This is a genomic window from Rhodomicrobium sp., assembly GCF_047605405.1.
In the GTDB taxonomy this organism is placed as follows: Bacteria; Pseudomonadota; Alphaproteobacteria; order Rhizobiales; family Rhodomicrobiaceae; genus Rhodomicrobium; species Rhodomicrobium lacus.
Window position 1 is genome coordinate 103,972 of record NZ_JASGFR010000003.1, and the last position, 23,341, is coordinate 127,312.

The 23,341-nt window shown below is 60.8% G+C and carries 20 protein-coding genes and 2 tRNA genes; 13 read left to right on the top strand and 9 right to left on the bottom strand.

Translation table 11 applies throughout. The annotated features are described in order from the left end of the window. The first annotated feature begins 25 nt into the window (after positions 1 to 25). The 5 genes from QM659_RS02310 (at position 26) to acpS (ending at position 4,785) form a co-directional block, all read left to right on the top strand. Positions 26 to 2,266, top strand: a complete 2,241-nt coding sequence (locus tag QM659_RS02310; RefSeq protein ID WP_164730108.1) for a RelA/SpoT family protein — start codon at positions 26 to 28, stop codon at positions 2,264 to 2,266. A 38-nt stretch (positions 2,267 to 2,304) separates the two neighbouring features. Continuing rightward, entirely contained in the window at positions 2,305 to 2,898 is a 594-nt protein-coding gene (gene pyrE, locus QM659_RS02315; RefSeq protein ID WP_303483778.1) for an orotate phosphoribosyltransferase, read from the top strand. 75 nt (positions 2,899 to 2,973) lie between these two features. Further along, entirely contained in the window at positions 2,974 to 3,564 is a 591-nt protein-coding gene (locus QM659_RS02320; protein ID WP_303483776.1) for a DUF2062 domain-containing protein, read from the top strand. Between the two features lie 8 nt (positions 3,565 to 3,572). Next, the gene (locus tag QM659_RS02325) at positions 3,573 to 4,370 is read left to right on the top strand and encodes a pyridoxine 5'-phosphate synthase (RefSeq protein WP_415187233.1); all 798 of its coding nucleotides are present in this window, start codon (positions 3,573 to 3,575) and stop codon (positions 4,368 to 4,370) included. Between the two features lie 13 nt (positions 4,371 to 4,383). Then, the gene (acpS, locus tag QM659_RS02330; protein WP_415187234.1) at positions 4,384 to 4,785 is read left to right on the top strand and encodes a holo-ACP synthase; all 402 of its coding nucleotides are present in this window, start codon (positions 4,384 to 4,386) and stop codon (positions 4,783 to 4,785) included. 17 nt (positions 4,786 to 4,802) lie between these two features. Here acpS and scpB read toward each other — a convergent pair whose 3' ends face one another. The 4 genes from scpB to QM659_RS02350 all read right to left on the bottom strand — a co-directional run bounded on the left by scpB (position 4,803) and on the right by QM659_RS02350 (position 7,325). After that, entirely contained in the window at positions 4,803 to 5,720 is a 918-nt protein-coding gene (gene scpB, locus QM659_RS02335; protein ID WP_415187235.1) for a methylmalonyl-CoA decarboxylase, read from the bottom strand. A gap of 388 nt (positions 5,721 to 6,108) precedes the next feature. Further along, positions 6,109 to 6,193, bottom strand: a tRNA-Tyr gene (locus QM659_RS02340). A 238-nt stretch (positions 6,194 to 6,431) separates the two neighbouring features. Then, entirely contained in the window at positions 6,432 to 6,731 is a 300-nt protein-coding gene (locus tag QM659_RS02345) for an antibiotic biosynthesis monooxygenase family protein (RefSeq protein ID WP_415187236.1), read from the bottom strand. Positions 6,732 to 6,797: 66 nt separating this feature from the next. Beyond that, complete coding sequence (locus tag QM659_RS02350) at positions 6,798 to 7,325, bottom strand: SH3 domain-containing protein (protein WP_127079523.1); 528 nt, start codon at positions 7,323 to 7,325, stop codon at positions 6,798 to 6,800. A gap of 83 nt (positions 7,326 to 7,408) precedes the next feature. Here QM659_RS02350 and QM659_RS02355 point away from each other — a divergent pair, with 83 nt between their 5' ends. Together QM659_RS02355 and QM659_RS02360 are read left to right on the top strand one after the other, a co-directional pair. Then, on the top strand, positions 7,409 to 8,398 hold the full coding sequence (locus tag QM659_RS02355) for a 2-hydroxyacid dehydrogenase (RefSeq protein ID WP_013419867.1): 990 nt from the start codon (positions 7,409 to 7,411) through the stop codon (positions 8,396 to 8,398). Positions 8,399 to 8,481: 83 nt separating this feature from the next. After that, positions 8,482 to 8,823: a TfoX/Sxy family protein gene (locus QM659_RS02360; RefSeq protein ID WP_415187237.1), complete on the top strand. Its 342-nt coding sequence runs from the start codon at positions 8,482 to 8,484 to the stop codon at positions 8,821 to 8,823. A gap of 81 nt (positions 8,824 to 8,904) precedes the next feature. Here the strand turns inward: QM659_RS02360 and ybaL are convergent, their stop codons facing one another. Together ybaL and QM659_RS02370 are read right to left on the bottom strand one after the other, a co-directional pair. Beyond that, entirely contained in the window at positions 8,905 to 10,743 is a 1,839-nt protein-coding gene (gene ybaL, locus QM659_RS02365; protein ID WP_415187238.1) for a YbaL family putative K(+) efflux transporter, read from the bottom strand. Positions 10,744 to 11,010: 267 nt separating this feature from the next. Next, on the bottom strand, positions 11,011 to 11,640 hold the full coding sequence (locus tag QM659_RS02370; RefSeq protein WP_415187239.1) for a glutathione S-transferase family protein: 630 nt from the start codon (positions 11,638 to 11,640) through the stop codon (positions 11,011 to 11,013). 930 nt (positions 11,641 to 12,570) lie between these two features. On the opposite strand from QM659_RS02370, the gene QM659_RS02375 reads away from it, so the two are divergent. From QM659_RS02375 to tnpB, 3 genes are all read left to right on the top strand, one after another. Beyond that, positions 12,571 to 14,004, top strand: a complete 1,434-nt coding sequence (locus QM659_RS02375; RefSeq protein ID WP_415187240.1) for a glycosyltransferase family 4 protein — start codon at positions 12,571 to 12,573, stop codon at positions 14,002 to 14,004. Positions 14,005 to 14,119: 115 nt separating this feature from the next. Further along, positions 14,120 to 18,157, top strand: a complete 4,038-nt coding sequence (locus QM659_RS02380; RefSeq protein ID WP_415187241.1) for a rhamnan synthesis F family protein — start codon at positions 14,120 to 14,122, stop codon at positions 18,155 to 18,157. 41 nt (positions 18,158 to 18,198) lie between these two features. Continuing rightward, positions 18,199 to 18,435 carry an IS66 family insertion sequence element accessory protein TnpB gene (gene tnpB / locus QM659_RS02385; RefSeq protein WP_415187242.1) on the top strand — a complete coding sequence of 79 codons (237 nt, stop codon included), beginning with the start codon at positions 18,199 to 18,201 and terminating at the stop codon, positions 18,433 to 18,435. A gap of 15 nt (positions 18,436 to 18,450) precedes the next feature. Here tnpB and QM659_RS02390 read toward each other — a convergent pair whose 3' ends face one another. Both QM659_RS02390 and QM659_RS02395 read right to left on the bottom strand, forming a co-directional pair. Next, positions 18,451 to 19,017: a PQQ-dependent catabolism-associated CXXCW motif protein gene (locus QM659_RS02390; RefSeq protein ID WP_303483759.1), complete on the bottom strand. Its 567-nt coding sequence runs from the start codon at positions 19,015 to 19,017 to the stop codon at positions 18,451 to 18,453. Positions 19,018 to 19,436: 419 nt separating this feature from the next. After that, a tRNA-Leu gene (locus QM659_RS02395) sits at positions 19,437 to 19,521 on the bottom strand. Positions 19,522 to 19,827: 306 nt separating this feature from the next. Between QM659_RS02395 and QM659_RS02400 the strand changes: the two genes are divergently transcribed. Both QM659_RS02400 and QM659_RS02405 read left to right on the top strand, forming a co-directional pair. After that, positions 19,828 to 20,589, top strand: a complete 762-nt coding sequence (locus tag QM659_RS02400) for an outer membrane protein (protein ID WP_415187243.1) — start codon at positions 19,828 to 19,830, stop codon at positions 20,587 to 20,589. Between the two features lie 288 nt (positions 20,590 to 20,877). Next, positions 20,878 to 21,933: a cysteine synthase A gene (locus tag QM659_RS02405; protein WP_415187244.1), complete on the top strand. Its 1,056-nt coding sequence runs from the start codon at positions 20,878 to 20,880 to the stop codon at positions 21,931 to 21,933. On the opposite strand, the gene QM659_RS02410 is transcribed toward QM659_RS02405, so the two are convergent. Beyond that, positions 21,903 to 22,358, bottom strand: coding sequence for a hypothetical protein (locus QM659_RS02410; RefSeq protein WP_415187245.1), 456 nt, complete (start codon positions 22,356 to 22,358; stop codon positions 21,903 to 21,905). The genes QM659_RS02405 and QM659_RS02410 overlap by 31 nt on opposite strands. Before the next feature lie 103 nt (positions 22,359 to 22,461). Here QM659_RS02410 and sseA point away from each other — a divergent pair, with 103 nt between their 5' ends. Next, entirely contained in the window at positions 22,462 to 23,322 is an 861-nt protein-coding gene (sseA, locus tag QM659_RS02415) for a 3-mercaptopyruvate sulfurtransferase (RefSeq protein WP_415187246.1), read from the top strand. The last annotated feature ends 19 nt before the right edge of the window (positions 23,323 to 23,341 follow it).

A 23,341-nucleotide genomic window follows, 5' to 3' on the forward strand; every position in this document is an offset into this window, starting at 1 on the left:
TCGAACGAGATCGCAACCGCCCGCAATCATGCGGCAGTACGATCTCGTGGAAAAGGTGCTGAGCTACAATCCCAAGGCGAATGAGGCTCTCCTTAATCGCGCCTATGTCTATGCCATGCAGGCGCACGGCCAGCAGAAGCGCGCTTCGGGCGATCCGTATTTTTCCCATCCTCTGGCGGTTGCCGCTATCCTGACCGGGCTCAAGCTCGACGACGAGACGATTGCGACCGCCCTTCTTCACGACACGATTGAAGACACGCAGGCCACAAAGGACGAGATCGAGAAGCTTTTCGGTCCGAACATCGCCGCGCTCGTGGACGGTCTCACCAAGATCGAAAAGCTGAACCTCGTCTCCAAGAAGACGCAGCAGGCCGAAAATTTCCGCAAGCTCCTGATCGCCATTTCGAGCGACGTGCGCGTGCTGCTCGTCAAGCTCGCGGACCGGCTGCACAACATGCGCACGCTCGAGCACATGAAGCCCGAGAAGCGCCGCCTCATCGCCCAGGAGACGATGGATATCTATGCGCCGCTCGCCGGCCGCATGGGCATCCAGGAAATCCGCGACGAGCTGGAGGAACTGTCCTTCCGCTGGCTGCATCCGGCGGCTTACGAAACGCTGATGTCCCGCCTCAACGTGCTGCGCGAGCAAAATCGCGGGCTGACCGAGGAAATCGCGAGCGAACTCAGGACCAAGCTCGAAGCGCAGGCCATCAAGGCGGACGTTACCAGCCGCGAGAAGAAGCCTTATTCGATCTGGCTCAAGATGCAGAACAAGCAGATCGGGCTTGAGCAACTGTCCGATGTGTACGGCTTCCGCGTCATCGTGCCGGAGGTGCAGGATTGTTATACGGCGCTCGGCGTCGTGCATCGCACCTGGCGCGTCGTGCCGGGCCGCTTCAAGGATTACATCTCGACGCCGAAGCATAACGATTACAAATCGATCCACACCACCATCGTCGGGCCGCGTCACCAGCGCGTGGAACTGCAAATCCGCACCGCCGAGATGCATCAGATCGCGGAATATGGCGTTGCCGCGCATTCGGGCTACAAGCTCGCCGCGCTGGCGAAGCTGCACGGCGACGAGCAGGCTGCGCAAGGCCCGCAGCCAAGCGAGAGCATGGCCTATCAGTGGCTCCGCAAGCTCGTCGACAACCTCCTCGAAGGCGACAACCCGGAAGAATTCCTGGAGCATACGAAGCTCGAACTCTTCCTCGATCAGGTATTCTGCTTCACACCGAAGGGCCGCCTCATCGCCTTGCCCCGCGGGGCAAATGGCATCGACTTCGCCTATGCGGTTCACACGCATATCGGCAATCATTGCGTCGGCGTGAAGATCAACGGCCGGCATATGCCGCTTTTGACCGAGTTGAAGAACGGCGACGAGGTGGAGATCATCCTTTCGGAGGCGCAGACACCGCCCGCCGCATGGGAAAATGCCGTCATGACCGGCAAGGCGCGCTCCGCCATCCGCCGCGCCACGCGGGAGGCCGTGCGAAAGCAGTATCTCGCCCTCGGCCGCGACATCATGAAAGCCGCGCTGGAGCGTGCCGACAAGGCGCCGGACACCGAATTGTCGCCCATCCTGCCGCGCTTTGCGTTGAAGACGGCGGAAGATCTGCTGACGGCCATCGGTCAGGGCGAGATCGCGGCGGACGAGGTGCTCGGCGCACTCGACCCGAATTTTCGCAGCGATGTGCCCCCGAAGCGCCGCACGATCACGCGCGACGAGGCGGGTTGGTTTAATCTCGGCCGCGTGGCCGGTTTCAAGTTTCGCTGGGCCGGGCTTCTCACCGGCTCGGACCGGGAGTTGCGAAGCAAGGGTGTCCCGCTGCAAAACGCGGACGGTTCGCCCATCGTGAAGCTGGCGGAGGGCGGCGCAGTGCCGGGCGAGCGTATCGTCGGCATTCTCGATCCCGGCAAGGGCATCACGATCTACCCCATCCACTCGGCGAAGCTGCGCGCCTTCGAGGACCAGCTCGACCGCTGGATCGACGTCACATGGGACATCCGGGAAGGCACGACAGAGCTTTACCCCGCCCGCATGCAGGTGACGGCCCTCAACGAGCCGGGAAGCCTCGCCCGCATCGCGAGCGTGATCGGCGCGGCGCGCGCCAATATCGACAAGCTGCAAATGGTCACCCGCGCGCGAGACTATACGGAGATGCTCATCGACATCGAGGTTCTTGACCTCAAGCACCTGACGGATATCGTCAACGGCGTCAAAAACCTGCCTGTGGTCAGCTCTGCGAGCCGCGTGATCGACTGACCCGACATCTCCTTTCAGACCTCTCGAAAGATTTCTCCATGCTCACAGACGATGCCGTGCTCACAGAATTCCGCGACGCTGGCGCGCTGCTCGAAGGCCACTTCATCCTGTCGTCGGGCAACCACTCAACCGCCTATCTCCAATGCGCGCGCGTGCTGATGGACGCGAAGCGCGCCGAGCGGCTCTGCGCGGCGCTCGCCGAGAAAATCCGCGCTGCGGGCCTCGCCGATGGCATCGATCTTGTCGTGTCGCCGGCGATGGGGGGCGTCGTCGTCGGCTACGAGATGGGCCGCCAGCTCGGCCTGCCCGCGATCTTCTTCGAGCGTGTGGAAGGAGCGTTTGCCCTCAGGCGCGGCTTCCGCATCGAGAAGGGGCAGCGCTGCATCATGGTGGAGGATGTCGTCACGACCGGGCTGTCCTCTCGCGAATGCATCGAAGCTGCGGAAGCGGCGGGGGGCACGGTCGTCGCGGCCGCGTCGCTCGTCGACCGCTCGGGCGGACGCGCGAAGCTTCCGGTGCCCTTCGTCCCGCTCATTCGGCTTGACATTCCCATCTTCCCGCCCGATCAAATCCCTGCCTCAGTCAAAGGTATAGCTGCTGTAAAGCCGGGCAGCCGGGGCTTGAAGGTTTAACCGGCGATACCGATTCTGCCAGAGGCGGAAGAGGTTGGCATTCGCGAAGGCGTTTGGCTTTCCAGGCTGGGATTGATGCTTTTCAAACGCAAGGAACCGCTTTCGATCGGCAGACGGGTGCGCAACGCGCTCTGGCCGACGCGTAGCTTCGACCGTTCCATGCGATACATGTTCTATCGCCTCGCCCGCATCAAATCGACGCCGCACAGCATCGCGCTCGGCTGCGCGGCGGGCGTGTTCGCGATCTTCACGCCGTTCTTCGGCTTCCAGATGCTGCTGGCGGCGCTCCTGGCAATCGTGCTGCGCGGTAATATCTTCGCCTCGCAAGTGGGCACGTTCGCCGGCAATCCGATCACCTATCCGCTGATCTGGGTTTCGACCTTCACGCTCGGCAGCGTCTTCCTCGGCAACCCGGCGAACGCCGACCTCAGCCACTTTCAGACCGGCGCGCAGGCGCTCGGCGAAAGCCTGACAAACGGCTCGCCTGACGGTATCGCCACAGCCGTTCAAGGGCTCTGGCCGGTGCTGAAGCCGATGGCGCTCGGCGCGCTGCTCCTCGGCGGCGCCGTTTCGGCGGCCGTCTACGTGTTCATCCGCCGTCTGCTCGAATTGCAGAAGAGCGCGCAGCGCTCCGCTCCGGCAAAGACGGCTGCTTCCCTTCGGTAAGTGAGATCATGTCCGTAAGCTCTCCCGTTCGCCTCGGCCTCAACATCGATCATGTCGCGACACTCAGGAACGCCCGTGGCGGCGCGCGTCCCGATCCCATCGAAGCGGCGCGTCTTGCCGTGACGGCGGGCGCGGATGGCATCACGGCGCATCTGCGCGAGGATCGGCGTCATATCCGCGACGAGGATATCCGCCGCATCAAGGCCGAAATCGCCGCGCCGCTTAACCTTGAGATGGCCGCAACCGAGGAGATGACCGGCATCGCGCTCAAGACGAAGCCGCATGCATGCTGCATCGTTCCCGAGCGGCGTCAGGAGTTGACGACCGAAGGCGGTCTCGACGTCGCGGGCGGCGAAGAGCACCTGCTCCCGGTCGTGGAACGCCTCGTCCAAGGCGGCATCCGCGTGTCGCTTTTCATCGATCCGGAGCCGCGCCAGATCGAGGCCGCCGCCCGCCTGGGTGCGCCGGTGGTCGAACTGCACACCGGCCAGTATTGCGAGGCCTGGATCGCGCGCGAAGAGGCGACCGCGCGTGCCGAACTCGACCGGCTGGCCAGGGCCGCCACGCTTGCAGCCTCCGTCGGCCTCGAAGTCCATGCGGGGCATGGCCTTGACTTTGAGACCGCGACACATCTCGCCGCCTTCCCCGAGATCCGCGAACTGAACATCGGCCACGTGATCATCGGCGAAGCGGTGTTCATCGGCCTCCCGGAAGCGATCCGCCGCATGCGGGCCGCCATCGCGACGGGCGTCGACAAGCGGCCCGGCGGGCGCGCTCTGGCCCAGCAGCAACAGCAGCAGCAATAGCGACGCGCTCGCCATGATCATCGGCATCGGCAGCGACCTCACCGACATCCGCCGCGTCGAAAAGACCATCGCGCGCTATGGCGAGCGCTTTCTCGATCGCGTCTTCACGGAGACGGAGCGCGCGAAATCCGATGCACGGGCAGCGCGGGCGGCGTCCTACGCCAAACGTTTCGCGGCGAAAGAGGCGTGCGCGAAGGCGCTTGGCACGGGCCTGTCGGAAGGCGTCTTCTGGCGCGACATGGGCGTAACGAACCTTCCGACCGGCGCCCCCACAATGCGGCTCACGGGCGGGGCGGGCAGGCGGCTTGCGGCGCTGCTGCCCGACGGCCACGAGGCGCGCATTCACCTGACCATCACCGACGACTACCCGCTTGCGCAGGCTTTCGTGATCATCGAGGCTCTGCCGAAGGCATAGGGCGATTGCCGCCCCGATCACCTGCCCTGGAAATTCGGCTTTCGTTTTTCGAGGAAGGCATCGATGCCCTCCTCGTAGTCGGCGCTCTCGTAAACCTCGCGTCGCATGTTCTGGATGCGCTCGAAAACCTGCGCCGCCACCGGCTGGAAGTCGGTCAGCACCCGAAGCTGTTCTTTCACCACGGCGATGGCGAGCGGCGCCTTCGTGGCAATGTGCTCCGACAGTTCCAGCGTGAAGGCTTCGATCTCCGCTGACGGCACAAGGTGGTTGATGATGCCCCAGCGCGCGGCGGCTTCCGCCTTTACCGGGCTGGCGGTGAAGAACATTTCCTTGATGAAATTCACCGGGAGCCGGTTGAGGCAGTGCAACAGGCCGGTGGTGTTGTAGGGCAGGCCGAGATTGACCGGCGTGATGGCGAAGGTGGACGTTTCGTCCGCGACGATCATGTCGCAGGACAGGACGAGGTCGAACGCGCCGCCCCAGACCGAACCCTGCACCATGGCGATGACGGCGCCCGGATACGAGCGTATCGCGCGCAGCGCCTGCTCCAGCGGATCGGCATAGCCGAGCGGATCCTGATGCCCGCGCCGCAACTCCTTGATATCATGGCCGGCGGACCAGACCTTGATCCCTCTGTGCCCGCGCACGATCACCACCCGCACCGCCTGCGCCTTGAAGCTGTCGAGCGCGGAGGTGATCGCATCGAGCAGCGCTGAACTCAGCGCGTTGCGCTTGGCTGTGTTGTTGAGCGTGATGGTCCCGATATGACCGGTCACCTCGGTGAGGATGACAGGTTCAGGGGCTTGGGCCGCCGTGTCGAGTGAAGCCTTGATCGTTTCGATTGCCGAAGCGGTTTCGGCTGTCTCGGCCGTGACGCCGGTGCGGCGCTCATCGAACTCGGGTGCGGAAGCAGCAGGAGGGGACGTTTCAGCCACGATCTATCCTTCGCCGGGAGCGTCGGGCGTAAAGGAACGCATCGCCGCTCGGTTATCGATTTCCAGTCACTTTAGAGCGCTTTCGAGCGAAATGTAGCGGGTCGGCGTGAAGAAAAAGCGTCGTCCCAAAACCCCGCTCCGCTTCGAGATTTCTTTTCGGGTTTCTGGAAATCACGAAATCCCCGATCCTCGATCCAAGCGAGTGCGCTGTCGTGCTTCAGACGCTCCGGGACGATCGCCCTGGCCGAATGCGGCTGCGAGGCCGCCTTGCCGGGGCCAGCCCATCAACGATCGCCCGAAACTGAGCGTTACACCGAGACAGAAACCCTTATAGGCGCCCGCCGCCTGGACCACCGAGGATTTTGTAGGAATTGCCGTGAGCGTGAGATGGTGGAGGGGGTTGGATTCGAACCAACGTAGGCTTAGCCAACGGATTTACAGTCCGTCCCCTTTAGCCACTCGGGCACCCCTCCGGGAGAATTACCGCGCCGTTCCTCACACAACATACCGTCGCTTTTGCAACGGAAGCCCGGATCACCGCTCGGTTCGGGGTTCATAGCATCACACTTCGCGCGATGCAACGATGGAAGACGCGAACTTTCCACACGGAAGACAATTTTTGACGCGCTCGTTTTCGACCATTCCCGGGAAAAACACGTTCTGTCGCGGCCAACAGCGAGCGGGCCGCGACAGGCTCAAGGTGGCCGTTCGTCAGAACGCGGTCAGCGCCACATTCGTATGCTCGACATGGGGCGGCTGGGCGAAGAACGGCCCCGCGAGTTTGCGCCACTCCTGAAAATTCTCCGAGCTGCGGAAATGCACGATGTGGTCGTCGAGCGTCTCCCACCGGATGACGAGGCGATATTTCGACGGGGCTTCGATCGTGCGCTGAAGCTCAAGGCCAAGGCAGCCCTTCGAGCGCTGGAAGAACGGCGCGGCTTCCCTCACCGCCGCCTCGAACGCCGCTTCTTCGCCCTCTTTCACCAGAATTTCGCAAATTTCGTAGACCATTACCTTCCCCTCAAACGGTGCGCCGACGTCAGGACGCACCTCATCATTGCCCGCGCGCAGGCGCCGCTACTTCACCTTCTCGCCAGGATATACACCCCAAAGGCTCTTCTGCGGCAAATATCCCTTCTGCCTGCTCGCATAGACCTCGCAATCCTCGCCATCGCATTGCGCGATATCGACGATTGCGCCCGGCTCGATCTGCGCGACGAGTGTGCCGCCGCCGCGCGACGAAGTCAGCCGAAACAGCATGCGATCCTTCACCCACGGCGCGACAACCGCCGTGCGCCGCGCGCTCGTCAGCGCCGCATTGACCCAGCCCGTGCCGCCTTCCGAATCGCGCACTTGCCGCCAATTCTCGAACTCGCCGATCACCTCGACCGGCAATCCCGCGCGGCGAAACACCCACGCGATCTGATAATCGCCGCCGGGGCCGACGCGCGCGTTCACCTCGCTCGCCTTCAGACTGACGAAGCGCGGCAAAGGCAGGCCGGTGACCGGCCCGGCATTGCGTTGCCCCGCCTCCTGAGCTAACGATGCACCGGAAGAAAACGAGAACGCGACTAATATGCCGCAAATGATCCGAAGCTTTGTCATCGCGGGCCGTATCTGTTAGATAACGGGATCGAGATTGCGTTGCACCTGTCCATCAAGGCCAAGCCGGCCATGTCGAGCCCCCTATGACCGCACAAAACGTTAAAGTCGTCGTCACCCGCAAACTTCCCGAGCTTGTCGAGGCCCGCATGCGCGAGCTTTTCGACGTGACGCTCAATGCCTCCGACGCACCGATGACGCGGGACCAGCTCGCGGCGGCGATGCGAACGGCAACCGTGCTCGTTCCTACCGTAACCGACCGGATTGACAAGACGCTTCTTTCATCGGCGGGCCCTCAACTGAAGCTGATCGCCAACTACGGCACGGGCGTCGACAACATAGACCTCGAAACGGCGCGCAATCGTGGCATCATCGTCACCAATACGCCGGGTATCCTTACCGAAGATACAGCGGACATGACGATGGCGCTGATCCTCTCCGTGCCGCGCCGCCTCGTGGAAGGGGCCGACTATCTGCAGGACGGCAAGGAGTGGCACGGCTGGTCGCCGACGTGGATGCTCGGCCACCGCATCTGGGGCAAGAAGCTCGGCATCATCGGCATGGGCCGCATCGGCCGCGCCGTCGCGCGCCGCGCCAAGGCATTCGGCCTGTCGATCAACTATCATAACCGCCGCCGCGTGCCCGGCGCGGTGGAAGCCGAACTCGGTGCGACCTATTGGGAAAGCCTCGATCAGATGCTCGCCCACATGGACATCATTTCCGTGAACTGCCCGCATACGCCCGCGACGTTCCATCTGCTTTCGGCGCGCCGCCTCAAGCTCTTGAAGCCAACGGCCTATATCGTCAACACGGCGCGTGGCGAAGTCATCGACGAGAACGCGCTGTCGCGCATGGTCGAAGCGGGTGAGGTGGCAGGCGCCGGCCTCGACGTGTTCGAGAACGAGCCGGCGATCAATCCGAAGCTGCTGCGCAATCCGAAGGTCGTGGTTCTGCCGCATCTCGGTTCCGCGACCATCGAGGGGCGCCTCGACATGGGCGAGAAGGTTATCATCAATATCCGCACCTTCCTCGACGGCCACAATCCGCCGGATCGCGTGCACGCCGCGATGTTCTGATCGCGGCCGCGCAGTTGTATTCAGCCATTCCGGCCCCGTTCGAAAGGGTTCTCGAACGGGGCCGATCTTCATGGAGACGTCCCGTGGCGTCGCAGCAAGGCACGGCCGATTACATCATCGAGCAGATCCAGGAAGCGGGCCGTGTGGCCGCCCGCAAGATGTTCGGCGAGTACGCGATTTATTGCGACGGCAAGACGGTCGCGTTTGTGTGTGACGACCAGCTTTATGTGAAGCCCACCGCAGCCGGGCGCGTGTTTCTGGGAGAACCGCAGGACGGCTTTCCCTATCCGGGCGCGAAGCCGCACTTCTTGATTGCGGGTGAGCGTTGGGACGACGCGGAGTGGCTTTCGAAGCTCGTTGCGCTGACAGCGGGCGAACTGCCGCCACCGAAGCCAAAGTCTTCTCGAAAGTCGAAAAGCGCGTAGGCTCAAACGGCTGGTTGGGGCACGGTCTTGCCCAAGGTCGAAACACGACCGTGGTCGAAGCGGGCGGATGTCTCGAAAGGTTCAGACGACGCGATCCTCGCGCTGGATTTCAGCATCGCCGCCTCGCGATACGGACGTAGCCTTGGGTGTGCCGTCCGGCTCGGTCGTCGCCGCCCCCCCTGACATCTCTTCAATCAGGCCGCGCGCGATTTCACGCTCGCCCATCACCACCGCGTTCGCGCCAAGCCCCATCAGGTGGTCCACTTCCGCATCGGAGTGGGCGCGCGCCACAATGCGCATGCCGGGGTTCGTCGTGCGCGCCTGACTGACGACCTGTCCGGCCTCGAAGCCGTTCGGGATGGCGACGATCAGGTCGCTTGCTCCCTTCAGGTTAGCGGCGGCGAGAACGTCCGAACTCGCCGCGTTGCCGACGATGACCTCGACGCCCTCCGCCCTGAGGTTCGCCAAGGGCTTCTCGCCGTCCTCGATGACGAGGAACGGCTTGCCGCTCTCCTTCAGGGTTTTGCCGACGAGGCTGCCAACGCGGCCATATCCGACAAGCACCGCGTGGTTATCGAGCTTGGTCGGTTGCGGAGGCCCGTCGCTTTCGGCGGGATCGGCTTCTTTCTTCTTGGGCTGCTTGGGAGCCGCAACCTCCGGCGCATCGGGTGCCGTCTCGACGGGCGGGCGGCGGCGCTCGAACCATGGCTTCAATCGATCGACGCCCGCGAAGACAAGCGGATTCAGCACGATCGAAAGCAGCGCGCCCGCGAGAATGAGGTCGCGCCCCTGCTTCGGCAAAACGCCGAGCTGAATACCGAGATCGGCCAGGATGAACGAGAATTCGCCTATCTGCGCCAAGCTCGCCGAAATCGTGAGAGCGGTCGCGATCGGATAGCCGAAGCCGATGACGATCAGGAAAGCGCCGACCGACTTGCCGATCACGATGATGAAGAGCACTGCGAGAATTGGGAGCGGGTCGTTGACGAGGCTCGTGGGGTCGAAAAGCATCCCCACGGCGACGAAGAACAGCACCGAGAAGGCATCGCGCAGCGGCAGCGTCTCCTGTGCCGCGCGCTGCGACAGTTCGGATTCGCTCATGATCATACCCGCGAAGAACGCGCCGAGGGCGAGCGAAACGCCGAACAGTTCCGATGCGCCGAACGCAACACCGAGTGCGATGGCCAGCACCGACAAGCGGAACAGCTCGCGCGAGCCTGTATGCGCCATGCGATGCAGGAGCCACGGGATGACGCGCCTGCCGACGATCAGCATCAGGGCGACGAAGGCGCCGACCTTCGCGAAGGTTACGAAGAGAATGCCGGCAAGGCCGAGGTCGAGACCGAGCCGTGCCGCAAGCGGGTCTGGGGTGTTGCCCGAACCGCCTGTTGCGCCGATCAACGGGCCGAGCGCGGGCAGCAGGACCAGCGCCAGCACCATGGCCAGATCCTCAACGATCAGCCAGCCCACCGCGATGCGGCCGCGTTCCGTCTCGATGAGGCGCCGCTCCTGCATCGCGCGCAGAAGAACCACAGTGCTTGCCACCGAAAGCGCAAGGCCGAAAACGAGACCCGCACCGACGGGCCACCCCATCGCCATCGCAAGGCCGAGGCCGAGGATCGTCGCGAGCGCGATCTGCACGACCGCGCCTGGAATCGCGATCTTGCGGACAGAGAGCAGATCCGACAACGAGAAATGCAACCCCACGCCAAACATCAGAAGTATGACGCCGAGTTCCGCAAGCTGCGGCGCGAGCGACTGATCGGCGATGAAGCCCGGTGTGTGCGGCCCTACAAGGATGCCCGCGAGCAGATAACCGACCAGTGGCGGCAAGCGGAGGCGGTTTGCGATAGCGCCGAAAATGAACGCGAACCCAAGCCCGCCAACAACGGTAGCAATGAGCGGCGTGTCATGAGGCATGCGGCTATCGTTCCTCGCGTTGGGGATTGCTCAGGTAGAGATACTTATTCCATAAAAGGACTATGCCCGAGCGTTTTCGTCAACCATTTTGGAGCGCCTGCGCTATTTTGCGGCCGAACAAAGTCCTGCACGCCTGCCTGCGCGCTCTACAACCTCTTGTCGCATTTTATCGCGGTGCAATAAACCCTTCCGTACCGATATCGGGCGGTTTTCTTGTATCCGGTTTCGCGTTCAGGTTGACGCTCGCATCGCGACTTTGCGCTCTGATCAGGCTTTCTTTGTCTCCGCGAGCAGATCGTCATCGATCCGGGTAGCGCGAATGGCGGCCGGGCGATCCTTGAGACGGTCCCAGTACCGCTCGAACGCGGGGCGCTTTTCCATGGTGCCATGCCGGAGGCCCCATGCGATCTGCGATCCGACGTAGACGTCGGCCGCGCTGAATGTGTCTCCCACGAGATAATCCGACGCGGACACGGCCTTTTCGAGCGCGTCCATCACGGCGACGAAGCTCCCGTAACCGAGCAAACGACCCTGCTGCTCGGACGCCTGAAAGCCGCAGGCCCGGTTGGTGATGGCGGCTTCAAGCGGACCGGCGCCGAAAAACATCCAGCGATAATATCGGCCTCTTTCGGCGCTTTGCGGTGCCGGCGCAAGCCCGGCTTCGGGGAAAGCGTCCGCGAGATAAGCACAGATGGCGGGTGTTTCGGTCACGACCGTTTCGCCGTGGCGAAGCGCCGGAACTTTTCCCATGGGGTTGATGTCGGAATAGGGCGGCGACTTCATAGGCGCACCGAAATCTACGATCTCGGTGTGGTATGGTTGGCCGACTTCTTCCAGCATCCAGCGCACAATGCGGCCGCGCGACATCGGGTTCGTGTAGAAAATCAGTTCTGCCATAAGACTCCTCCCATACGCTTTTTACCTCTCCAGCTTTAAGGCTGGATCGCGTCGGTCGGATGTCGTTTCGCGCGATGGCACGCAAAGTTGAACGCATGCGAGCGCGGCAAGGCCGGGATGCGACTGATGGAAGGATATGCGGGAGAAGAAAAGAGAGACGAAGCCTTTTTGGCTAGCGGGGGGTGGGGGCCAATGCAGGTGGCTCCGTCTCTCAGGGGCAACTTTTTAATTCGGGATCGACGTCCCGAGGTTTGCGAGAACTCTAGACCAAACTCGTAAACCAAGCGTTACGTAGGTCCTCCGGGGGCACTCCAGCGCTACGCAAAACTGGCCACTGCGCTTACTGATACTCAACAAACGCTACAGAACTCAGACGCAACAAACGCGGACGCTCTACGAACACACAACCAACTCAACTTTCACAAGCGGCACCGCTTTCCGAGGGGCTTGAAGCGTCGCCGCCCTGTGATGTGATATTGATGCCTCAGCCGTTGGACGAAAATAAGGCCGCAAAGCGAAATTTGCTTGACCGATGCTTTTCCGCACGCTGCCGCTGCTTCGGCGAGCATTCGGCCGATAAGCGAAGGCGTCAGGCAATGGCGCCTCTCCAGCCGCATTGGCAGGGGCCAAGCTTGCCCAGAGTGCGCGAGAGGGCATCGAGAGAAGCCGCCCGCTTCGAAAGAAGTCGCCGCTTCGGCTCATCGAGCCCCGTTATTTGAACGCGGTACGCATTCCGGGCGGCCACCGGTGAATTCTCGATCTGGTATTCAATACACCCGCTTCGCAAGATACAGATGTATAAAGAGATCCCGGCAGTGCTTAAATTGCGGCTTATAGCGCACGGGGCGTTGATTGCCCCCCTAGACATCAAAGTGATATTGGTTTATTAGAAAAAATATTATATAAAACATCGGTGTTTTCATTTCGAAAGTGCTGGGAATACGATTTTTGCAAACTGCCCCATTGGGGGTGTTGCTTTACCCCGAAAATGTGATGCTAGCCAAAGCCCCGATCTATTTTCACATAACGGACGTTGTGGAACATGCGATCAAGCACCCGGTGCCGACGGGGGTACAGCGTAGTGTGGTCCGGATCCTCGAAAGCATCGTCCGCCGCAAGGACACTCGAGCAGTGTATGGGCTGCTTCAGCATCCCATATCCGGAGAGTACCGAGCCGCGGATCTCTCCTTCCTTCGGGAGCCCTCTCATTTTCGCGAAATAGCATCAAGCTTGGAACTTGCATCGAACAAGGACCAATGGATGGCGTCAAAGCTCCGCCGATATGAAAGCGGTTCCTTGAGGTATTTCATCCAAAAACATCGCATGCAGTTGCAGTGGGCCTCTTCACCAGCCCTGCGCGCCAGAGTTCTCAAATCTGCCGCAAGAGCAGAGCCATCACCCGTCCTCGACGGCATTCCCGCGCCTGGCGGCTATATCGTCACGCTCGGCTCCGGGCGGAACGCCGACTACCATGGGCTGAAAGCTTTTGCGGAGACGCATGGCTGTCAGTTGATCTCGTTCGTCCACGACATCATCGCCTTATCCGGGGAGCCCTATGCCTCTGACAAGAGCGGGCGCGATCGGAAATGGATCGAGCATGTCGTCTCGGACTCGGCTCTCATCTTCTGCAACTCCCGTTTTACGAAGAAAGAGTTCGAGCGTTATCTGGACGAAAACGACCTGCTGTCGAATGCCGACGTCGTCGTGGCCCGCTTCCCTCATGAATTTCGGATCGAGAGAGATGCGGGATACTCCGTCCGCGATGAAGTAAGCTGCCTGCTCCGTGAAGACTTCGTCCTCTGCGTCGGTACGATGACCACCCGCAAGAACACGTTGGGGCTACTCGAAGCGTGGCAGCAACTCGAAAAGTCGCTGCGGGAGAAAACACCTTCTCTCGTGCTCGCTGGCGGAGAAGGCAGGGGAGCGGACGAGATCCACGCATTCCTGCGCAAGACCGCAAGCGTAAACGGCACGGTGCAGATCGTCGCCCAGCCAAACGACGCCGAACTCGAACTGCTTTACCGGCACTGCCGATTCACGGTTTTCCCGAGCTGGTACGAGGGCTGGGGCTTGCCCGTCGGCGAAAGCCTCTGGTTCGGAAAGCCCGTCATCTGCGCGGCCAGAGCCTCAATGCCCGAAGTCGGCCTGAACTTCGCGACCTATTTCGACCATGGCGAGCCCGCCTCGCTCCTGTCGGCGATACAGAAGATGATCGAGCATCCTGCCGTTCTTCCCCCGGACATAAGGGATCGTTTGACCACATGGGACGACACGGCGGACTCCATCTGGAACGCCATCGGCGCATTCGAGGAACGCAAGAATAGACACCCGTCAGGCACTGCAGGCTGTGCCGGGGGGCAATGACCGGGGTAAACGCCCTCGCATTTTTCTGCCCACCACCAAGGGCTAGAGCTCGACGGTAACCGCCCCTCGATTTATAAGCTAGTTAACTCCGAAGTCGACTAAATAGGGCTAATTGATGGATTTCATTTCTCCTTGCAGTTTTTGGCAGCCCGATTTCGTCGTGGACTCAGCTTGGCTTGAACACGCTCCGTTTGCGTTTTGGCTCATAGAAGCGCATCGCCCGGGCACAGTCGTGGAGCTCGGCACGCATCGGGGCTTTTCCTATTCATGCTTTTGCCAGGCTATCGAGCGTATCGGCCTTGATTCTCGCGCCTATGCCGTCGACACATGGCGTGGTGACGAGCACGCCGGCTTTTATGGTGATGAGATATTCCAGCAGTTAAACGCGTATCACCAGCGCTACGCCTCTTTTTCCCGTCTCATCCGGTCCTCCTTCGACCAAGCGCTGCCTCATTTCGAAGACGGATCTGTGGACTTGCTTCATATCGACGGGCGCCATTTTTATGATGATGTGAAGCACGACTTTGAGAGCTGGTTGCCGAAACTGTCCGACCGCGCAGTCGTGCTGTTTCATGACACAAACGTCAGGGAAAGAGACTTCGGCGTGTTCAAACTCTGGGCGGAACTCCAAACAAGCCGCCCTAGCTTCGAGTTTTTGCACGGCCACGGGCTCGGCGTATTGGCAGCGGGGCATTTGCAGTCCGAGAAACTACTTCGCTTCTTCGCTGCATCAACAAACGATGCCACCGCGCTTACAGTCCGTAATGCCTATACAAGATTGGGACAAGGCATCGCAGCGCTTGCTGATCGTCGGCAACTCGAGGTTTCTCTTGAGATGGAGAAACAGCGCTACCATGCAGATCTGGCCGCTGAAAAGGAAGCGTACGAGACCAAACTGGCTGCGGCGACGCACCAGTTGGAGGATGATCTAGCCGCAGTCCGCGCCTCTTCCGCGGATAGTGCGCAGGTGCTTCTTGAGGCGCATGAGGCCGCGCTTCTGCAGGAGCGCGATAGAGGTGCGGAACAAGTCGAAGCCCACCGCTTGCTGAACGAGCGAGAGCTGACCGCTGCTAACGCCCGTTTTCAATCGGTCTTTGCAGAGCTTCGGCACGCACGCAGAAGGCCGATAGCTAATTTGCGGCGCTATATAAGGTGGCGGACAAGCCGAAACATCAAGAAGGCGCGACCATTTCTTAAAGCCTCTTTTATCGCACGCATGGAGCGTAGAGAGCAGAAGAATGCACCGGAGACGCTTTCGCTCTTACCTCGGTCGCAGCCAGTGAACCGCGCCGCCAAAAAACGAACGCCAGTCAAATTTACTCTCCGGGCGTACATCGGGTTTTTAAGGCTTCTGAGCCGATCACCGGTCTTTTCCAAGAAGCGCCGCGCCCGCTTTGCACGCTCGGCGGAAAAAAAACGCATACGTATCGCGAGAATACGCAGTCGAGCCACCCCCGCTGCCTGGGACAAGGTGCTGGGAGAGCGAACGCTGTTACCGGCTTCATCGGGGGATGGGCGGCTGCCAACGATTTGCGTCGTTCTCCATGCGTATTATTTGGATACAGCGCGAGAGATCCTATTGCTCTTGCGAAACATTCAAGCGCCGTTCGACCTCTTCATAACAACCCCGGAATCGCAGGTCGCGCAAGCCCGCGAGCTAAGCCGCGAAATTCTCCCCGGCACCAAGACGCGCGCGGTTCGCGCCCAAAATCGCGGACGCAATTTCGGCCCGATGCTGGTCGAGCTCTCGTCAGATATCGTCCAATATGATCTTCTCCTGCATCTTCATACGAAGAAGTCTTTGCATAGCGGTAGAGAACAGGATGACTGGCGCAGCCATATTTTGCAAAATCTGATCGGTTCTCCCGGCCAGTCAGATAAAATCATTGAGGCATTTAAAACCAACGACAAACTCGGTGTCGTCGGGCCTGTCACTTGGTCGGGCATGCCACATTGGGTTCATCATTGGTTATCTTCTTCGCCGAAATTGACGGAAGCATTTTTCCATCGTCTCGGTATCTTGCACTTTCCCAGGCGCGGCTTTCTTGATTTTCCGATTGGTGGAATGTTCTGGGCGCGTACCGCCGCGCTCTCTCCCTTGTGGTCGGCGAATTGGGGTTACGAAGATTTCGATGCGGAGCCCACGCCCCCAGACGGGACCATTGCCCATGTCATCGAGCGGGGCATAGGCTTTATCTGCGAATCTACGGACTATAGATACGGTGAACTGGACCTGGAGGCGGAAACATTGTTGGTCGGATCTTCCGGCAAAAGCCTCCAGCAATATTTCTCATCTCTTTCTCTACTTTGCGACTTAGCCAAAGAGTACGATTCGGTTTCCTTTGATTTTTTCGACACGCTATTCGCACGACTTTCAGTGCAGCCCGAAGACGTGCAAAGCGCCGTCGGTCATGTATTGGCGATCGAAGGATTGCTGCCGAAAGGCGAGGATTTTCTTTCTTTGCGAAAGAAGGCAGAACGGGAAGCCAGACGGACCAAGGGGCACGGCGATGTGAACCTGAAAGAAATCTACGCAGCCTGGCATCTTGCGGCGCGATGGCCCGCTGCCGCTGTCGCGCGAGCTGAAGCCCTGGAGCGAGAAATTGAGGCGAGGGTTCTTACGCCCCGCGCATCCGTACTTGCGTTTGCACGTGAGCTGGCTCGGCTTGGCAAGCCCCTCTCGATTATCAGCGACACATATTTTGAAGCTTCGTTCCTTCGAAATATCTTGGCCGCACATAATGCAGATAACGTGTTTGAAATTCTCGCGTCGTCGGAAACCGGCCTTCGAAAAGACACGGCCGAGGTATGGAAATGGATCAAACGGGAAAAAATTCACAACGGAGCAAGATATCTGCATATCGGCGACAACGAACATTCCGATATGCAACTTCCTTGTGACAACGGCCTAAATTCGCTTGGCCTGATCAATACTGTCGTCCTGGCAGACTTGCGCGGATGTCCCTTGCCTCCCGGCTGGCGCGAAAGTCGCAGCGATTGGCGCGCAGGCGTTCTGCTAGGACCGCTCGCCGCACGAGTTGGCGGAAATGCCTTCAGACCGCCATTGCCTCAACCCTTCGCTTTCGAGAATGCGCGGGACTTTGGATATTGCATCCTCGGGCCTATCGCCTTCTGTTTCATGTCATGGCTCGTCCAGCGCGCGACCGCAGACGGTGTAGATCGGGTCTATTTCCTCGCACGCGGCGCCTATTTCCTTCACCGTCTTTATGAGAAATTGCGAGCCTTGGATCCGACCCTGCCCGAGGCCGGATATCTCATGGTTTCTCGTCGGGCAGTCTTGCCAGCGGCTTTCGACGTTTCTCGCGACCCGAAGGCCATTCTTTCAGGAGCCGGGTTTAGCGGAACATTCGGTGAGCTTTTGAAAGCACGCCTCGGCTTGGCACCTGAAGGGCTCGGTGACGATTCCGGCGTCAAACTCAAGCTGCCCGACCATCGCGATCTGGCTTCGGAGCTTATAGAAAAACACGCTGAACGCATTGGTGCTCATTGCGCGGAAGTGAGGCAAAATCTCCGCGCTTATCTTGAACAGGAAAAGTTTTTCCAGTCAACGCGCGCTGCCTTAGTGGATCTTGGGTATTCCGCCACGATTCAAAAAGCGATTCAGGAGTCGACCGGAAGTCCGCTGGTCGGGTACTATTTTGGGACGCGTGTTGCAGCTGCGGAGGTAGAGGCTGGCGGAGGCCAGGTCGCCGGTTGTTTCGGCGCTGAAAGCAGCGACAAGCCTCTTCCGGAATTTTTTCAATACAGCATGTTGCTGGAAGCCCTTTTTGCCGGACCGAACGGTCAGGTTGACGGCTACGCTGCGCACGGTTCCGAAGTTTCTCCAGTTTTTAAAAATGAGCCGGAAAGCGGAGCCGCTTTCGGAAAGCTGGCCGAAGCGGCTGATGGAATGGAGGCTTATTGCCTTGACCTGGTCCAAGCCTATACGCCTGCAATCCTGCAAGCCGAATTCGATCCGGACCTGGCGCTCGCTCCCATGCGGAAGCTGACGTCAGGTTGGGGAGGGATCCCGGCGGATTTGGCGCCAGCTCTCGTTGTGGACGACGCGTTTTGCGGAAATGGGACCTTGCACGTCTTGCAGTTCTTAGAGAACGTTTTTGGAATAAATATAAGAGTTGCCGAGAACGCGTAAGAAGGGCCTGGACGGGATAAGCAGCCGTCGGTGGGAGCTTAGTGATCACTCAAGTTTCGGGTCGCCCGATACGATGGCTGCATACATCCGCCGCGATATACATAGCGACGCGGCTGATCGACTTTCGCAAGGGCATGGAGGGCTTGGCGGCAGTGATTCAGGAGGTCTTGAAGCTCGATCCGTTTTGCGGCGCCGCCTTCATCTTCCGCTCCAAACGGGCGGACCGGACCGTCAGTATCTGCGAAGCGCCCGCTGCCCCGATGGCTTCTGTCTCCTAGCTCTTCCGCAACTGACTAGGAATGCGGCTCCGGAATGGGTTGTCTTTCCTCCACGGGAAGGCCGGCAGCTTCCCAACCGTCGGTCCCTTCGGGATACCAGTTGACGGAGGTATAGCCGAGCGAGAGCGCGCGCTTTGCGGCGTTCCACGACATCCAGCACTCTCGAAGACAGTAGAACACCAGCGTTTTCGAGAAATCCCGACCGCTGGCTGTCTCAAGCCCCTCGCGGAAATAGGCTTCCATGGCCGGGCTTAGAGAGCCGAAACCCGTGTTTGGCAGCCAGATGCTGCCGGGGATGTCGCGGCGCGGCTTTTCCCGCCAGAGAGTGCCCGGCGCGAGGTTCGCGGGTCTCGGCGTCCGAGGCAGGACATCGACGAACACAGACGTTTCTGCACGCCAAAGCGCGGCCGCTGCGGCGGTGTCAAGCACCTTGGCACCGTGGAGGGTTTGGGGTGTCGGAGCGCGATAGGCTTCGGTGCGATAGTCCGGGGGCTCGGGAATTGTTGGCTGTGCGTCGTCAGCCAGCGTGGGGTTCGCGAAAGCCAGCAGAGTGACAGCCAGAAAAAGAAAAGGCTTCGTCATTTTCTCTCCAAAGGGGGCGCTGAGGAGCAATGCGGCTGCCGGGAGCCACTCCAGCTTCGTTCGCCGACACAGGGTGCTAAGTGACAGAAAGACTGCATTTTGAAAATCAGCCAATCTTACGATGGAGGCTTCATTCCGCGCGCAGTCCGATATTCAGGCTATGCGCTCCACCGCTCGCGAATCGGTGTCGGAACTCTCCCGGGGCGCGGTTGCGGTGTCGAACACCGCAAGTGTGGCGGAGCACTCGGCACGAACGCCGGAAGCGGAAAGTCCGCGTCTCCGCGGTTACCGGCAACACGACTTAATGCAAGCTGGCGTCGCGGCCTTCCTGGGCCGATCTTTCTCCGCGACCGGGCGGGCGCGCGCGGGCGAAACGATGGAATGCCGTCGTGAAAAATCACAAGTGGGGTTTTGGGTGGTGGTGCGGGCGGAGGGGCTCGAACCCCCACGACTTTCGTCACTGGAACCTAAATCCAGCGCGTCTACCAATTCCGCCACGCCCGCATTTCCCGAAGGCTCCGTTGGGGAAGCCTCGTCGGAATATAGCACGCCGAACATTCTATAGCGGCGTCCGCAGCGTTTTCCAAGTGATAGCGTCCCGTTGGGGGGATGATCGCCGAGATGTGTAACTAATTATAAAAAGAAAGTATAACGCGTGTATCTGTCACTTATATGACAGAACTGTCTTTATTTTTGTGGCGACAATGAGACAGACTCAGATGCTGTCGACATTTTAAGTGGTGCTATCCATTCGCCAGGCGATGGGATATGGGCGTTTCCGAGTCAATCGGAAATTTTAACGAGGGAATCATGCGCGTTATTTTTGCGAGCACTCTCGCAATTCTTATGTCTACAGCCGCACAGTCGGCAGATCTATCCTACAAAGACGAAATCAGACCGGCGCAAGAAGCGCCGCTTGGCTGGACCGGCCTCTACGTCGGTGTTCATGGCGGCTACGCCGCGGGTCGCAACGAGTGGCGCGATTTCAGCGATCCGCTATATCCATGGTACGTGGTGCCGGGCATCGATACGAAATACGATATAGACGGCGCTCTCGCTGGCGGCCAGATCGGCTATAACTGGCAAATCAACCGCACCGTCATCGGCGTCGAAGCTGACGCGGCCTGGGCCGACATCGACGGACAAGGAAAGGGCGGTGCTTTTGGCGGAAGTTGCCTTCAAAGTAGCGACCCCTGCACGACAAAGATCGATGCGCTTGGCACGATTGCCGGGCGCGTTGGCGTCACTTTCGATCATGCGCTGCTTTATGCCAAGGGCGGCGTGGCTTGGGCGCATGCGAAGTACACGGCGGGCTACACCGTGCCGCTCGACCCCGGATACAACTACAGCGGCAAGGAAGAAGAAACGCGTTGGGGCTGGACGGTTGGCGCGGGGCTCGAATATGCCTTCACGTCGAACTTGTCCGCCAAGGTCGAATATAATTACGTCGACCTGGGCGATGACCGGGTCAAGATCTTCTACCCGACGGAATCGACCTTCGCCGCAAGCGGCAAGTCGGACGAAACTCTCCACGTCGTCAAGATCGGCCTGAATTACCGTCTCGGCAGGTAGGGCGAGATCGCCGATCTCGCCGCGGCGGCCGGTGCAGCAAATGAGCCAGTGCCTTTCCGCGCCAAGCGAAAGGCGCTGGCCTGCCGATCGCAGCGAAGGGATCATCTTGAGATCCCACATCGAAAGCCCGATTGCGGAACCTGCGTTTCGCGTAGAGACTTTAGCGCGCGATGCTTATTCCACCTGTTCGCTCAAAGGCGGAAATTCCATCTAATTACTGGTTTACGAGTTGTCTGCCTCTTTCAACGGCGCGATCATGACCGCATTCCATCGATCTCCGGCGAGCTCATGACTCACACAATCGACAATTCTGCCCTGAAATCCTCCGTCATCTCAGCCATCGGCAACACGCCGCTGATCCGCCTCAAGCGCGCCTCCGAAGAGACGGGCTGCGAGATCTACGGCAAGGCGGAGTTCATGAACCCCGGCCAGTCGGTCAAGGACCGCGCCGCGCTTTTCATCGTGCAGGATGCGGTGAAACAAGGCGCGCTGAAGCCGGGCGGCACCATCGTGGAAGGCACGGCGGGCAATACCGGCATCGGCATCGCGCTCGTCGCGAACGCTCTCGGCTACAAGGCGGTGATCGTGATCCCCGAGACGCAAAGCCAGGAGAAAAAGGACGCGCTCCGCCTTCTCGGCGCCACCCTCGTCGAGGTTCCGGCCGTGCCGTACAAGAACCCGAACAATTATGTGAAATATTCGGCGCGGCTTGCCCACAAGCTCGCCGCTGAGCGGCCGGAAGGCGCGATCTGGGCGAACCAGTTCGACAATATTGCGAACCGGCGCGCACATATCGAGACGACGGCGGAAGAGATCTGGCGGCAAACCGCCGGTCGCGTGGACGGCTTCATCTGCTCGGTCGGCACCGGCGGCACGCTCGCGGGCACATCGCTCGGGCTCAAGGCGAAGCGCCCGGGCATCGTTGTCGCCGTCGCGGACCCGTTCGGCTCGGCGATCTACAGCCACTACGCCCACGGCACACTCGAAGCGACCGGTTCATCGATCACCGAGGGCATCGGTCAAGGCCGCATCACGGCAAATCTCGCGGGCGCGGGCGTCGATGGCGCCTACCAGATACCCGACGAAGAAGCGCTCGACGTGGTGTTCCGCCTTCTCACCGAGGAAGGGCTGTGCGTCGGCGGCTCGACCGGCGTCAACGTTGCGGGCGCCGTGCGGCTGGCGAAGGATCTCGGCCCCGGCCATACCATCGTGACCATCCTCGCGGACTACGGCACGCGCTACCAGTCGAAGCTCTTCAACCCGGAATTCCTGCGCGGCAAGGGGCTGCCCGTTCCGCCGTGGCTCGACACGCCTCAGACGCTGCCGACCGTTTTCGAAGGCTGAGCGGCGCGTCGGATCGGGCGTTTCGCGCCGATGAGGTTGGCATATTCCGGGCGCGCGGCGAAATCCGCGAGCGTCCAGAGCGTTGGGGTGCCGACATGTTTCGCAAGATGCGCGACAAGCCCCGCGCCCATGTAGACCCCGACATGCGCGCCGTAGGTTTCGGCTTCACGATGGAAGAACAGCAGGTCGAGCGGCTCGATCTCATTCACGTGCTGCGTGAAAACCTCGTCCGCCCACAGCTCGCTCGACCGGAAATCCGCGATCTCGCAGCCGTAATGCCGGATCACCGCATAGGCGAAGCGCTGGCAGTTCGCTCCGTGCAGGGCGATGCTGCCCGCGCAGCCAGGGACGCTCCGCGCGACGTAGCGAACGGCGCTCAGCGCAGCCGGCATCGCGAGCGGTTCCGATGCTTCATTCGACGGCACGATGTCGCTCCCGGTGGACCCGGCGCGCCTTTGACGCATTATCCATACCGTTCCGCGCGCTCACAGGTTAACTTATACAAAATCAACGATTCAGGGGGAAGCGATGACCGATTTTTCGTCCAAGTGGCTGGTCGAGACGGACTGGCTTGCAGAGCGGCTCGGCGCGCCGGGCCTTGTCGTGGTCGACGCCGGTCTGACCATGCCCGCCGATGCGCGCCCGGCGAGTGAAATCTATCAGGACGCGCACATACCCGGAGCGCTCTATTTCGACATCGAGGCGCTGTCCGACACCAACTCGCCCTATCCGCACATGCTGCCGTCCCCGGAAAAGTTCGCATCGCGTATGCGCAAGGCTGGCATCGGCGACGGAATGAAAGTGGTCGTCTACGATTCGAAGGGCCTGTTCAGCGCCCCGCGCGGCTGGTGGATGTTCCGCGTCATGGGCCATGAAGATGTGGTGGTGCTGAATGGCGGGCTGAAAAAATGGCTCGCGGAAGAACGTCCCGTAGAAGCGGGCGCGCCCGCCGCGCGGTCCGAACGGCATTTCACGGCCCGCAAGAACAGCGAACTCGTGCGCGAAATCGGCGACATGATCCGCATCGTGGAAGGTGGCCGCACGCAGATCGCAGATGCGCGCTCGAAGCCCCGCTTCGAGGGGGCGGAGGTGGAGCTTCGCCCGGTCGCGCGGCTCGGCCATATGCCGGGGGCCCGGAATGTGCCGTATGGCTCGCTGATCGCGCCGGACGGCACGCTGAAGCCCGCGGCGGAGTTGCGCGCGGCATTCGAGGCGGCGGGCATCCATCCGGAAAAGCCGGTCATCACCACATGCGGGTCGGGCGTGACGGCGTGCATTCTGGCGCTCGCGCTGGCCGTCACGGGCAACGAGCACGCCGCAGTTTACGACGGCTCATGGGCGGAATGGAGCGAGGTGCCGCAAGCGCCTGTCACGACAGGCCCGGCCTGATCGGAGAGCGCAAGCGACC